At 67.3% G+C, this 12619-nt stretch carries 14 protein-coding genes; 9 read left to right on the top strand and 5 right to left on the bottom strand.

All coding sequences use genetic code 11. The features are described 5' to 3' along the window. Window positions 1-31: 31 nt before the first annotated feature. Window positions 32-901: an alpha/beta hydrolase gene (locus ABZ004_RS12190; protein WP_355679857.1), complete on the bottom strand. Its 870-nt coding sequence runs from the start codon at window positions 899-901 to the stop codon at window positions 32-34. A 65-nt stretch (window positions 902-966) separates the two neighbouring features. Here ABZ004_RS12190 and ABZ004_RS12185 point away from each other — a divergent pair, with 65 nt between their 5' ends. Together ABZ004_RS12185 and ABZ004_RS12180 are read left to right on the top strand one after the other, a co-directional pair. Beyond that, window positions 967-1701 carry a hypothetical protein gene (locus ABZ004_RS12185; protein ID WP_355679856.1) on the top strand — a complete coding sequence of 245 codons (735 nt, stop codon included), beginning with the start codon at window positions 967-969 and terminating at the stop codon, window positions 1699-1701. A gap of 99 nt (window positions 1702-1800) precedes the next feature. Further along, the gene (locus tag ABZ004_RS12180) at window positions 1801-2169 is read left to right on the top strand and encodes a hypothetical protein (RefSeq protein ID WP_355679855.1); all 369 of its coding nucleotides are present in this window, start codon (window positions 1801-1803) and stop codon (window positions 2167-2169) included. A gap of 320 nt (window positions 2170-2489) precedes the next feature. Here the strand turns inward: ABZ004_RS12180 and ABZ004_RS12175 are convergent, their stop codons facing one another. From ABZ004_RS12175 to ABZ004_RS12165, 3 genes are read right to left on the bottom strand one after another with little or no spacing between them, the layout of a single operon-like run. Continuing rightward, window positions 2490-3896, bottom strand: coding sequence for an ABC transporter substrate-binding protein (locus ABZ004_RS12175; RefSeq protein WP_355679854.1), 1407 nt, complete (start codon window positions 3894-3896; stop codon window positions 2490-2492). 20 nt (window positions 3897-3916) lie between these two features. Next, window positions 3917-4768 carry a carbohydrate ABC transporter permease gene (locus tag ABZ004_RS12170; protein ID WP_355679853.1) on the bottom strand — a complete coding sequence of 284 codons (852 nt, stop codon included), beginning with the start codon at window positions 4766-4768 and terminating at the stop codon, window positions 3917-3919. After that, window positions 4765-5682, bottom strand: coding sequence for a sugar ABC transporter permease (locus ABZ004_RS12165; protein WP_355679852.1), 918 nt, complete (start codon window positions 5680-5682; stop codon window positions 4765-4767). The genes ABZ004_RS12170 and ABZ004_RS12165 overlap by 4 nt, the downstream gene beginning before the upstream one ends. Window positions 5683-5791: 109 nt before the next feature. Between ABZ004_RS12165 and purD the strand changes: the two genes are divergently transcribed. Next, window positions 5792-7075 (top strand): phosphoribosylamine--glycine ligase, encoded by a 1284-nt coding sequence (purD, locus tag ABZ004_RS12160; RefSeq protein WP_355679851.1) that lies wholly within the window; start codon window positions 5792-5794, stop codon window positions 7073-7075. Window positions 7076-7083: 8 nt separating this feature from the next. On the opposite strand, the gene ABZ004_RS12155 is transcribed toward purD, so the two are convergent. Next, window positions 7084-7749 (bottom strand): TetR/AcrR family transcriptional regulator, encoded by a 666-nt coding sequence (locus ABZ004_RS12155; RefSeq protein ID WP_355679850.1) that lies wholly within the window; start codon window positions 7747-7749, stop codon window positions 7084-7086. Between the two features lie 154 nt (window positions 7750-7903). On the opposite strand from ABZ004_RS12155, the gene ABZ004_RS12150 reads away from it, so the two are divergent. The 6 genes from ABZ004_RS12150 to ABZ004_RS12125 all read left to right on the top strand — a co-directional run bounded on the left by ABZ004_RS12150 (window position 7904) and on the right by ABZ004_RS12125 (window position 12593). Continuing rightward, window positions 7904-8881, top strand: a complete 978-nt coding sequence (locus ABZ004_RS12150; protein WP_355679849.1) for an NAD(P)-dependent alcohol dehydrogenase — start codon at window positions 7904-7906, stop codon at window positions 8879-8881. 85 nt (window positions 8882-8966) lie between these two features. Continuing rightward, window positions 8967-9476: a SigE family RNA polymerase sigma factor gene (locus ABZ004_RS12145; protein WP_355679848.1), complete on the top strand. Its 510-nt coding sequence runs from the start codon at window positions 8967-8969 to the stop codon at window positions 9474-9476. Between the two features lie 11 nt (window positions 9477-9487). Then, a complete protein-coding gene (locus ABZ004_RS12140) occupies window positions 9488-10345 on the top strand; it encodes a hypothetical protein (protein ID WP_355679847.1) in 858 nt (285 codons plus the stop codon). A 51-nt stretch (window positions 10346-10396) separates the two neighbouring features. Then, window positions 10397-11833, top strand: a complete 1437-nt coding sequence (purB, locus tag ABZ004_RS12135) for an adenylosuccinate lyase (protein ID WP_355679846.1) — start codon at window positions 10397-10399, stop codon at window positions 11831-11833. 3 nt (window positions 11834-11836) lie between these two features. Further along, window positions 11837-12193, top strand: a complete 357-nt coding sequence (locus tag ABZ004_RS12130; RefSeq protein ID WP_355679845.1) for a hypothetical protein — start codon at window positions 11837-11839, stop codon at window positions 12191-12193. A 1-nt stretch (window position 12194) separates the two neighbouring features. After that, window positions 12195-12593 (top strand): hypothetical protein, encoded by a 399-nt coding sequence (locus ABZ004_RS12125; RefSeq protein WP_355679844.1) that lies wholly within the window; start codon window positions 12195-12197, stop codon window positions 12591-12593. The last annotated feature ends 26 nt before the right edge of the window (window positions 12594-12619 follow it).

Raw genomic sequence — 12619 nt, 5'->3', positions numbered from 1 at the left:
AGATGTCCGGTCCCGGGCATTCCCAGCCCTGCTAGTTCGCCAGGGCCTCACGGAGGGTGACGGCGAACTCGGCCGGTTTGCCGGGCTGGCCGTACTCGTCGCCGAGGAAGCCGCCGTGGTTGCTCGGGAACAGCACCGGCGTGAGCCCGAGCCGCTCGGCGATCGCCTCGCCACCGCGGCGGGCGAGCTGCCCTTCGGACTCCTCGCCGCTGCCGATCACGATCTTGTCCTTGACCTTGCTCAGTGCCTCGAGGTCCGGCTGGTACGACGTACAGCCGCGCAGGTTCTGCCCGAGCAGAGCGTCGTCGCGGGAACCGTCGTCGGTGGTCGGCAGGCCGAACATCGCCGGGTCAGGGGCCGGCTGCTCGGTGTAGTCGGCCGGGATCTCACCGGCATAGCTGACGAAGGCGATGAACTTGGCCATCCCAGCGCCCATCCCGTCGCGCTGGTAGGTCTGGTACATGTCCTCGACCACCTTGAGCGCGTTCTCGTGATCGGAGACCAGGCTGGCCAGCGGCGGCTCGTGGGCGACCAACCGGCGTACGAGCTCAGGCCGTTGCGCCATCAACGCGAGCGCGTTCACCGCACCGCCGCTGCTCGCGAACAGGTCGACCGGACCCGTCCCCAGTGCCTCGATCAGCGCGGCGAGATCCCCGGCGTGGTCGTTCGGGGAGAGTTCACCGCCGTCGTCGGTGCGCTTGCTGCGCTCGACGCCGCGCGGGTCGTAGGTCACCACCGTCCGGTCGGTGAAATGCGACGCGAGGGTGGGGAAGCCGCTCGCGCCCATCGGGGAACCGATCATCAGCAGCACCGGCTGCTCGGTTGTGGTGAGGTCCCCGCGTACGTCGTACGTGAGGACTGCGCCTGGTACGTCGATGGTGGCGGTGACGGGATCCGGCATGTGAACTCCTCTACTCGATGTCTGGATGCTATTCATGCACCCCGAGGGGGTTAGCGTCGATCCCCATGTGGAAGAAAGTTGCCTTCTTGACCACGGCTGCCGCGTTGCTGGCCACCGTCGGGGCTGTCACGGCCTCGCGTTCGTCGGACGCGAGCGTCGCAGCAGCCGAGAACTACGGCCAGTACTCGCTGATGTTCGAGAGGTCGGCCGGCCAGTACTGGGCGGGCGGCTCGGCGGCCGGGCAGTGGGCGTGGACGCCGCTCTCCGCGACCGAGTCGGACATCTCCTGGGGCGACCCGAAGACCTGGCCGCCGAAATCGGCCGAGCACTTCATCCACTCCGGCGACTGGGTGCTGCTCGACGGCTACAACGACGGTGCCGGCCGGCCGCTGACCCAGATCCAGCGGGTCACCTCGGAGAAGATCGGCAACGCGACGTGCGGCGCGATGACTCCGCTCGCGTCGGCCGGTGGCAAGCAGCACTACGTGAAGTGGACGATTCCGTCGACCGGCTACTGCCTCGACGCGGTCGGCACGATCAAGCCCCCGAACGGCTCGACCACGGTCAACTTCCGGCACCTGCAGAAGTGGTCGCCGCCGCACGCCTGCGCCAACGCGTACTTCACCGGCCGGACGTGCATCACCCAGTTCGAGCAGTGGTGGGACGACAACAACCACGCCTACGGCCTGCAACTCTCCCGCACCCTGGAAATCGCCCGCGGCCTCGGCCCCGCCTTCACCAACCGCACCACCGTCCCCGTCACCTGGAACGCCGACGCCCGCTACTACTGGCACTACTGATTCCGTTTCGAGAATTCCCGAATTGTCGCTGCTGTAAATCATTCCAGGATTGTTGAATTGCTGGTACTGGTGGTCGGCTTGCTATTAGTTTTGCGGGCGATGAAGACTTCTGGAAACGCCCTCAAGAAGCTTGTCCGTACGGCGGCCCCGGTCCTCGCCGGAGCCGCCCTCGCCCTGACCGGCGCCGCCGCCACGGCCGACGCCGCACCCGCTCCCCAGCCGACGGCGGTGTCAGCCTTCGGCCCGCAGGTCTCCTCCTGCTTCGCCGCCCGCAACGACGTCCCGTTCTACTCCTACCTGGCTTGGGCGAACTACCGCGAGATCATCTACTCCGGCAAGATCGGCCAGGGCCAAGGCCTCTACTGGACCGGCGTCACCACGGTCAACGGCTACACCTACGTAGTAGGCAACCTCTGGGGCGGCCCCAGAGACGTAATGATCCCCAAAATGTACATGAACTGCCCCTGATCACGCCTGTCCCGCGGAGCCTCCCCAAGGGTTCCGCGGGACAATCCCGCTTAGGTGGAAACTAACAACTCGCATTTGCAAATTAGTTTCCACCGAGCGTTGGAAAAGTCGCCTGGGGACCGGGAGTGGTGTCCCGATCGACAGGAAATAGTCGGGTCGGGTGGCGGGGGGCGCGCTCAGGAGGGTCGCTCCTGGAGGCGTTTGGGCGGATATTTCCTGTCGGTCGGGACAGTCTTGGGTCTCGGGCCGCAGATCTGCTCTGGTAGAGCGCGGTTCGGGCCGCGATGCGGAGGTGCGGCTGGTGGCCGCACCTCCGGGGGTTACTTCTTGACTGTTTTGTTGTACTGGTCGATTTGGGGCTGGATGGATGTCGCGGCGTCGGTCATGGCTTTTTGGGGGTCGGTGCCTAGGACTGCTTTTTCGATGCCGTCTTCGGCTGCTTTGCGGGCCTGGGGCATGACGCCGAGGATGCAGCCGGAGGAGGCGTTCGACGGCTTGGTGTTGTGGAGTTGGGTGATCGCGGTGGTGAACTGCGGGTACTGCGCCACCCAGGCTTTGTCGGCGGGCAGATCCAGTGCCTTCGAGTTGATCGGGAAGTAGCCGGTGCCGGTGTGCCACGCGGCCTGCTGCTCAGGCGACGAGGCGAACTTCACGAACTCCCAGGAGGCGCGCTTCTCGGCGTCGGAGTGACCGGGACCGTCGACCCACAACGAAGCACCACCGATGATCGGACCGCCGGTGTCAGAGGCACCGAGCTTGGGGAACGGCGCGGTCAGCACGGTGAACTTGCCCTTGGCGGCGTCGAGGTAGCCGCGCAGTACGCCGGTCGACTCCAGGTGCATCGCCGACGTGCCGGACTTGAAGACGGCCTGTGCATCGTCGGTCTTCTTGCCCGTGTTCGGCGCATAGCCCAGCTTCACCATCTGCTGGTACCAGGTCGCGATCTTCACGCCCTGCTCGCCGTCGAACAGAACCTTCGTGGCAAGGTCCTTGCGGCCGTTCTCGTTGTCGCAGTACGCCGTACCGGACTCCGCGATCAGCTGCTCCACGAACCACCCGTAGATGGCGGCGTTGAAGCCGTACTGGACCGTCTTCCCACCCTGCTTGATGGTGAGCTTCTTCGCCGCGGCCATGATCTCGTCGAGGTTCGACGGCGGCTTCGAAGGATCGAGGCCGGCCTTCACGAAGGCTTCCTTGTTGATGTACAGCAACGGCATCGACGTGTTGAACGGCATCGAGTTGAGCTTGCCGTCGATCGAGTAGTAGTTCGCGATGTTCGGCTCGATCGAGTCCAGCGTGTAGCCGTCCTTGTCGGCGAAGCTCTGCACCGGCACGGTCTGCTTGGAGTCGATCATGAACCGCGAGCCGATGTCGTAGATCTGTACGACGGAAGGCGTGGTGCCCTGCTGCACCGACGTCTTGTACTTCGTGATCGTGTCGTCGTAGTCGCCCTGGTAGACCGCGGTAACCTCGATCTTGCCGGTGTTGGCCGCGTTGAACGCCTTCACCAGCTTGGTCACGGCCTCGCCGTTGGCACCCTTCATGCCGTGCCAGAAGGTGATCTTGGTGACGCCGCTCGCCTTGTCCAGCGCGTCGGCGCCGGGCGCCTCCTGGCTGCCGGACGACTTGCCGCCGGAGTCACTGCTACCGCAGCCGGCGACCACGAGTGCCGCCACCGCCAGCAGTGCCATCGCGGATGCCGTACGCCGTTGTCGGACTGATCGCATCGCTGTGCCTTTCTTCTGCATTACCGGATCGCGCCCGCGGTCAGCCCGCGGACGATGAAACGCTGGCCGAAGATCACGATGGCCAGCGTCGGGAGGATGGACAAGGTGACGCCGGCGAGGATCAGGCCGGGGTCGGCCGCCTCGGCGTCGTTGAGCTGGCTGATGCCGATCTGCAGCGTGCGGCGGCCGGCCGAGTCGCCGATCAGCAGCGGCCAGAAGAACTGGTTCCAGGCGGACAGGAAGACGTACAGGCCGACCGCCATCAGGGCCGGCTTGTTCAGCGGGATCAGGATCTGGCGGATGAACCGCCAGTGCCCGCAGCCGTCGATGGTGGCCGCGTCGCGCAGCTCGGTGGGGAACTGCAGGAACGACTGCCGGAGCAGGAACACCCCGAACGCGTTGGCCAGGAACGGCAGCACCAGGGCGAGCATCGTTCCGGCGTACGACGCGGTCAGCCGCTCGCCGCCGATCGACCAGCCGGTGATGGTCAGGTAGTTCGGCAGCACGATCGACTCCCACGGCACCATCAAGGTGGCCAGGAAGAGCCCGAACAGCACGGTCCGGCCCCACATCTTCATGAAGACGAACGCGTACGCCGCCAGCACGCTGGTGACCAGCTGGCTGAGGGTGATCACCGAGGTCTGCAGGATCGAGTTCAGATACTGCTGCCCGATCGGGGTCCCGGAGGTCGCCGCATCGTGGTAGTTCCCGGTGAAGAATCCGTGCGGAAAGAGGTCGGGCGGGTACGCCGAGATCTGTCCCGGCGACATGATCGAGCCCGCGATCACGTAGTACACGGGGAAGATCACTGCGATCGCGGCCAGGATCAGTACGGCGTACGTGATCACCCGGCCGACGGTCAGGTTCCTCACTTGTAGTGCACCCGCCTCTCGAGGACGCCGAACTGGATCGCGGTGCAGGCGAGCAGGATCACCAGGAGCACGATCGCCTGCGCGGATGCGGCGCCGAAATCGCTGGCGTTGTTCGCGAACGCGGTGTGGTAGATCGAGTAGACGAGCGTCTTGGTCGACTGCTCCGGGCCGCCTTCGGGCGTCAGGATCTTGATCTGGCCGAAGCCCTGCAGCGACTGGATCGTCGAGATCACCACCAGGAAGAACAGCTGTGGGCCGAGCATCGGCACCGTGATGAACCGCGCCGCCCGCCAGCCGCCCGCGCCGTCCAGCGTGGCCGCCTCGTTGATCTCGGCCGGGATCGCGCCGATTCCCGCGGAGAGCACGAGCACGTTGTAGCCGATGCTCATCCAGACCGTGGTGATCGCGACGCTGATCAGCGCCCAGGACGGGTCCGTCAGCCAGCCGATCCGGTCCACGCCGAACTTGCCGAGCATGCCGTTGGCCAGCCCGATCGCCGGGTTGTAGATGGTCGCGAAGATCACCGACGCGCTGGCGACCGAGAACGCGAACGGCAGCGCGAAGGCGGTCCGGAAGATCCGGATGCCCTTGATGTGCTGCTCGAGCAGCAACACGATCGCGAGCCCGCCCAGGACGCCGGGGATCACGGTCAGCAGCACGAAGGCGAACGTCACCCACAGGATGTGCCGGAACTCGGACGAGCCGAGCATGTCCCGGTAGTGCTGCAACCCGACGAAGGCGTCCGGACGGCCGAACAGGTCGGAGCCGTGCAGCGAGAGCGAGACCGACTTTCCCAACGGCCAGACGATGAACAAGGCGAAGACGACGACACAGGGAGCCAGCATCAGCCAGGACGCCAGCGAGGCAGGGGTCGGCCGGCGACGCGGGCTCGCCGGTACGGAACTAGTAGTCAATCGAATACCTCCAGTAAGGCGCAGTCTTACACCGCCCAGGGCCGTACCGACCCAGCACGCGCCCAGCGGAGTCCCTGCACCGGACGCGAGTGCACTAGGCTCGTGGCCCGTGAAGGTATTGGTCATCGGCTCAGGCGGCCGGGAACACGCACTGGTCTGGGCGTTGAGCTCCGATCCTGATGTCGAGCAGGTCGTCGCGGCCCCGGGTAACCCTGGCATCGCCGCGTTGCAACCGGCGTACGACGGGCAAACGATCGTTTGCCGTCCGGTGGACATCTCGGACCACGACGCGGTCGTCGCGCTGGCGATCGAGGTCGGTGCCGACCTGGTGGTGGTCGGCCCCGAGGCGCCGCTGGTCGCCGGGCTGGCCGATCCGCTCCGCGCGGCCGGCATCGCCGTCTTCGGCCCGTCCAAGCAGGCCGCCCAGATCGAGGGATCGAAGGCGTTCGCCAAGGACGTGATGGCCGCGGCAAGTGTGCCGACCGGCCGGGCCTACGTCTGTACGACGCCGGAGCAGGCCGCCGAGGCGATCGATGCCTTCGGCCCCCCGTATGTGGTGAAGGACGATGCGCTTGCCGCCGGCAAGGGAGTTGTCGTCACCTCCGATCGCGCCGAGGCGCTGGCCCACGCGGCCGAGTGCGACCAGGTGCTGATCGAGGAATTCCTCGACGGGCCTGAGGTTTCGCTGTTCGCGATCACCGACGGCACCACGGTGCTGCCGATGCAGCCGGCCCAGGACTTCAAGCGACTCGGCGACAACGACGAAGGTCCCAACACCGGCGGTATGGGCGCCTACACTCCGTTGCCCTGGGCACCGGAAGGACTGGTCGGGGAGATCACCGAGAAGGTCCTCCAGCCGACCGTCGACGAACTCCGCCGGCGCGGTACGCCGTTCAGCGGCCTCCTGTACGCCGGTCTCGCACTCACCTCGCGCGGCCTCCGGGTGATCGAGTTCAACTGCCGGTTCGGCGACCCGGAGACCCAGGCACTGCTGCCGCTCCTCAAGACTCCGCTCGGCGGCCTGCTGTACGCCGCGGCGAAGGGCAAGCTGGCGGACCTCGAACCGCTCTCCTGGAAGTCGGGTGCTTCGGTCGCGGTGGTCGTGGCGGCCAAGAAGTATCCGTCGAAGCCGCGCAACGGTGACGTGATCACCGGCATCGACCAGGCCGAGGCGGGCGGCGTCCGCGTCTTCCACGCCGGCACCGCGGTCGAGGACGGCGAGGTCGTCACGGCCGGCGGCCGGGTGCTGGCGGTCAGCGGTACCGGCAAGGACCTCGACGAGGCCCGGCAGCGCGCGTACGCCGGGGTCGGCCAGATCCGGATCAAGGGTTCGCAGCACCGGACCGACATCGCTTTGAAGGCGGCGCAGGGCGCCATTCACCTGGTTGGCTAGCCACCTCGTCAGCTAGGGAGCTGTCGAGCCAGGCCGTCCAGGATCAGGGTGAGACCGAACTCGAACTCGTCGCCGAAGTCGTAGCCGGGCTGCAGCACATGCTCGGTCGCGATCTCGACCATGTACGGATACTCCCCGGTCGCGAACAGCTCCATGATCGGTCCTGCCACCTCGGCCGCACTGTCCCGGCCTTCGAACGGCAGCGCCGCTTCCTGCACGGCGAAACCGTAGATGTAGCTGTCGATCAGCGCGTACGCGTGCGCGGTCATCGCGACGGAGAAGCCGGCCGCGCGCCAGGTCGCGAGGTTGGCGTTGTGGTGTTTCAGCGTCGCCGGACCGGGGTTGGTCCGCGACTCCATCAAGGCGATCGCCCACGAGTGCTGCCGGAGTACGGCGCGGGCCGAGTGCGCCCGGCGGCGGATCTCTGCCATCCACTCCCCGTCGGGTGATGGCAGCTCGATCTGGCTGAAGACCAGGTCGACGATGCCGTCCAGGATCTCCGCCTTGTTGGCGAAGTAGTGGTAGACCGACATCGGTTTGACGCCGAGTTCGTCGGCCAGCGACCGGATCGTCAGGCCGGCGATCCCGCCCTTGTCCGCGACCGCGACGGCGCTGCGCAGTACCCGCTCCCGGTTGAGAGGAGCACGTTCCGGAGCTGCTGCTGACCTGGGCATCGTCCTGGACCCTAGCAGTTTCGTACTTAGTACGATAGCGTCCCGTACTAAGTACGGCAGGACTGAACCTGCCGGCCCGGGGAGGGAAGTCATGGGATCGCGCGGAAGTCACGCAACGAGCGAGGTCAGCAGGTCGTCGGCTGGGGGAGCCACGATGCAGGCGGTGTTGCAGGACCGGTACGGCCCGGCCGACGTACTGCGGCTGGAGCAGATCGCCCGGCCCCAGGCAGCGCCGGGCGAGGTGCTGTTGCGGGTTCGGGCGGCCGGCCTCGATCGGGGTGTGTGGCACCTGATGACCGGCCGGCCGTACTTGCTCCGCCTCGCGTTCGGTCTGCGCGGGCCGAAGATCCGGGTCCGCGGCAGCGAGGTCGCCGGCACGGTCGTCGCGGTCGGCTCGGCGGTGACGAGGTTCGCGGTGGGCGACGAGGTGTTCGGGATCGGCATCGGGACCTTCGCCGAGTACGCCGTTGCGCGCGAGGACAAGGTGGCGCTGAAGCCACCGGGTCTCAGCTTCGAGCAGGCCTCAGTGGTGGCGATCTCCGCACTGACCGCGTTGCAGGCCCTTCGGGATGCAGGGAAGATCCAGGCGGGGCAGAAGGTGTTGATCAACGGCGCTTCCGGAGGCGTCGGGACGTACGCCGTACAGCTGGCCAAGGCTTTTGGCGCCGAGGTCACCGGGGTTTGCAGTGCTGCGAAAGCTGACCTGGTCCGGGAGCTCGGGGCTGACCACGTCATCGACTACCGGACGGAAGACTTCGCAGACGGCGTTCACCACTACGACCTGATCGTCGACGTCGGCGGGAACCCGTCGCCCACCCGGCTCCGGCGAGCGCTGACCGCGCGCGGTAGGGCCGTCATCGCCGGTGGCGAGGAAGGCGGCGACCTCACCGGCGGCATGGACCGTCAGTTGCGAGCCTTGCTCCTTTCACTCTTCGTCCGCCAGCGGCTGACCGGCCTTCTCTGCAAGGAGAACGCCGCCGACCTCGAAGTACTCAGGACGATGATCGAAGAGGGTCGCCTGACGCCGTACGTCGAAAGCACCTGCTCGCTCACCGAAGTCCCGGACGCCCTCCGCCGCCTCGAAGCCGGCACCATCCGAGGCAAACTCGCCGTACTACCAGCCACCTCATGACAACTGGCTGCTGGTGAAGGGGTGTAGGCAACCCTGGGGGTGGGGCTTTCCGTATTGAGGGGGACAACGGAGAGTGGGAGGCGCGATGGGTGACCGGGACCGGGAGTACGTCGAGTTCGTCGAGGCGGCGAGCGCGTCGCTGCGGCGGACGGCGTACCTGGTGTGTGGGGACTGGCATCGGGCCGACGACGTGGTCCAGGACGCGCTGTACAAGCTGTACCTGTCCTGGTCGAAGGTGGATCGCAGCGGAAACCCGTTCGCGTACGCCCGCCGCGTCGTCGTGAACGCGGCGCTGGACACCGGCCGCCGCCCCTGGCGCCGCGAAGTACCGACAGACGCACCACCGGACAAGGTTCAGGCCGGCGATCCGGTCGGCGCGCAGGCGGACCGCGACGAAGTCCGTACGGCGCTGGCCGTGCTCGCGCCGCGCCAACGGGCTTGTGTGGTGCTCCGGTACTACGAGGACCTGTCGATCGAGCAGACCGCAGAGATCCTCGGCTGCACCCCCGGCACGGTCAAAAGCCAGGCAGCCCGCGGTCTGGAGACTCTCCGCCACGCGATCAACGAGGCCCGGTCGATCGGCCCGGTCCAGTGAAGGAGAACGAGATGAAAGACCTCCAGGAGCTCGGCGCCGAACTCCACCGGCTGGCGGACGACGATCCGCTGGGCCCGGTCGACGCGGAAGCTTTGCTCCAACGCGGCAAGCGCGGCCGACGACGCCGCAGGGTCGCAGCGATCGGCGGGGTAACGGCAGGCGTGGCTGTGATCGCCACCGCCGCGACCTACCTCCCACATCTCAGCACAACCTCCGGCCAACCCGCCGGCACCAGTCCATCACCGACCACCAGCTTCAGTGAGTCGAGGATCATCAAGGGGCAGAACTCGCGGCCGGTGGATGCTGCGGGAGTCAGCGACTCCACTCTGCTCAGTGCCTGTACTGCGAAGTTGGCTCAGGGCGGGCCGGCCAGATGGCATTCCGCGGCCGGGGTGGATCTCACCGGCTGGCGGGTGATCACGAAGATGACGGCGCCGAGGATCGGGACGGCATTCGTCGCCGCGTCGCCGGACGGCCGGAAGGTCGCGACCTGTGACGTGTACGGGCGATCGATCCCGGCCGGGCAGGGACAGAGCTCCTTCACCCAGGTTCATCCGCCGCGCTCGGCTCCGGCGACCGTGGACCCGAACATGATGGGCCAGGGCAGCACTTGCGCGACAGCGGTTCCGCTTCCGTGCAAGGGATGGCTGCTCCTCGAGGCCGGGCTGGCGCCGAAGGAGGCGGTGAAGCTCCGGATCGACGCCAAGAACGGCCACACCCTGGTCGTACCGATCAAGGACGGCTGGTGGCTCGCACTCTGGCCTACCGGGGCGAACGGACAGATGCCGGCCGACTACCGCTTCTACGACGCGAAGGGTAAAGCCTTGCCGCAAGGCCCGGCCGCGATGGAGAAGATCAGAATCCCCTGATCGGGACACCCGTCGTACGGGGCCTTCCGCTGGGGGAGGGAGAATGGGGGCGTGCCGAACTCCAGTAAGCCCCGGATTCCCAATGTTCTGGCTGCGCGTTATGCCAGTTTGTCGATGGCCGAGTTGTGGTCGCCGGAGCACAAGATCGTGCTCGAGCGGCAGCTGTGGCTGGCGGTGCTGAGTGCGCAGAAGGACTTCGGGGTGGCGGTGCCGGACGGGGTGCTCGAGGACTACCGGCGGGTGCTGAACCAGGTCGATCTGGAGTCGATCGCCGCTCGGGAGCGGGTCACCCGGCACGACGTGAAGGCGCGGATCGAGGAGTTCAACGCCCTCGCCGGTCATGAGCACGTGCACAAGGGGCTGACCAGCCGGGATCTGACCGAGAACGTCGAGCAGCTGCAGATCCGCGCCGGGCTGGAGCTGGTTCGCGACCGGGCTGTGGCGACGGCGGTGCAGCTTGGTCAGAAGGCTGCCGAGCACGCGGCGCTGGTGATGACCGGGCGGTCGCACAACGTCGCGGCTCAGGCGACCACGCTGGGTAAGCGGTTCGCCTCGGCAGCGGACGAGCTGCTGGTCGCGATCGCCCGGCTCGAGGAGCTGATCGAGCGGTACCCGTTGCGCGGCATCAAGGGCCCGGTCGGTACTTCGCAGGACATGCTGGACCTGTTCGGCGGTCAGGAGAAGCAGCTGGCCGGCCTCGAGGCCGAGGTCGCTCAGCACCTCGGCTTCCGGCGTACGTTGACCAGCGTCGGCCAGGTCTACCCGCGCTCGCTGGACTACGAGGTCGTCACCGCACTCGTCCAGCTCGCGGCCGGCCCGTCGAGCCTGGCGACCACGATCCGCTTGATGGCCGGGCACGAGCTCGTCACCGAGGGCTTCAAGGACGGCCAGGTCGGCTCGTCGGCGATGCCGCACAAGATGAACACCCGGTCCTGTGAGCGGGTCAACGGCCTCGCGGTGATCCTGCGCGGCTACGCCTCGATGGCCGGCGAGCTGGCCGGCAACCAGTGGAACGAGGGCGATGTCTTCTGTTCCGTCGTACGGCGGGTTGCTCTGCCCGACGCGTTCTTCGCGCTCGACGGGTTGTTCGAGACCTTCCTGACCGTGCTGGACGAGTTCGGCGTCTACCCGGCCGTGGTGGCTCGCGAGCTCGAGCGGTACCTGCCCTTCCTCACCACCACCAAGGTGCTGATGGCGGCCGTGAAGAACGGCGTCGGCCGGGAGACCGCTCACGAGGTGATCAAGGAGCACGCCGTCGCGATGGCGCTCGACCTGCGCAAGGGATCGTCGGAGAACGACCTGTTCCGCCGGCTCGGCGAGGACGGCCGGCTCGGGCTGACCGAGGCGCAGATCGTCGGCATCGTCGGCGAGCCGCTGTCGTTCACCGGCGCGGCCGTCGCGCAGGTCGCCACCGTGGTCGCCGCGATCGACACGCTGGCCAAGCGGTACCCCGAGGCGGCGGCCTATTCGCCCGGTGACATCCTCTGACTCGTGTACGAACCGCTCACCTGGGTGCTGGTCGCCCTCTCGCTGGCCGCGATGGCCTTCGCGCTGGTGCTGGCCGCGTTGGACCGGCGGATCAACTGGCCGTTGCTCGGTGTCGTCGGGGCGGTCGAGGTCGCCCTGGTGGCTCAGCTCGTGGTCGGCATTGTCCAGCTGGTGGGCAGTGACCGGGATGTGTCCGGCGTGCTGTTCATCGGCTATCTGGTCGCTTCACTGATCGTGTTGCCGATCGGCGCCCTCTGGGCGCTCGCGGAGAGCAGCCGATGGGGAGCGGGAGCGCTGGCGATCGCCTGCCTGGTGATCCCGGCGCTGGAGCTCCGGATCTACGAAGTCTGGACCGGCTGAGATGGCCGATGCCGAGGCGACCAGGCACGGGCCCGGGCGGATCTTGATCCTGGTCTACGGGATCTTCGCGCTGGCGGCGACGGCGCGGGCCGGCGTACAGATCGCCACGCAGTACTCCGAGGCGCCGCTCGCTTATCTCCTGTCGGCCGTTGCCGCGGTCATCTATTGCGCCGCGACCTTCGCGCTCGCGCGCGCGACCGTTGTGTCGCGCAAGGTGGCGACGGTTGCGATCGTCGTCGAGCTGGCCGGCGTGCTCGGGATCGGCGCCTTCAGCTACGCCGCTCCGGACGACTTCCCGGACCAGACAGTCTGGTCGCACTTCGGTCAGGGCTACGGGTTCGTCCCACTGGTGTTGCCGATTCTCGGGTTGCTCTGGCTGCGCCGTACCGCCAAGAACTGACTCCCAGCGAACTGCCAGCTCGGCAC

The sequence above is a fragment of the Kribbella sp. NPDC006257 genome (assembly GCF_040613535.1).
GTDB lineage: Bacteria > Actinomycetota > Actinomycetes > Propionibacteriales > Kribbellaceae > Kribbella.
This window is presented reverse-complemented; position numbering and strand designations above follow the sequence as displayed.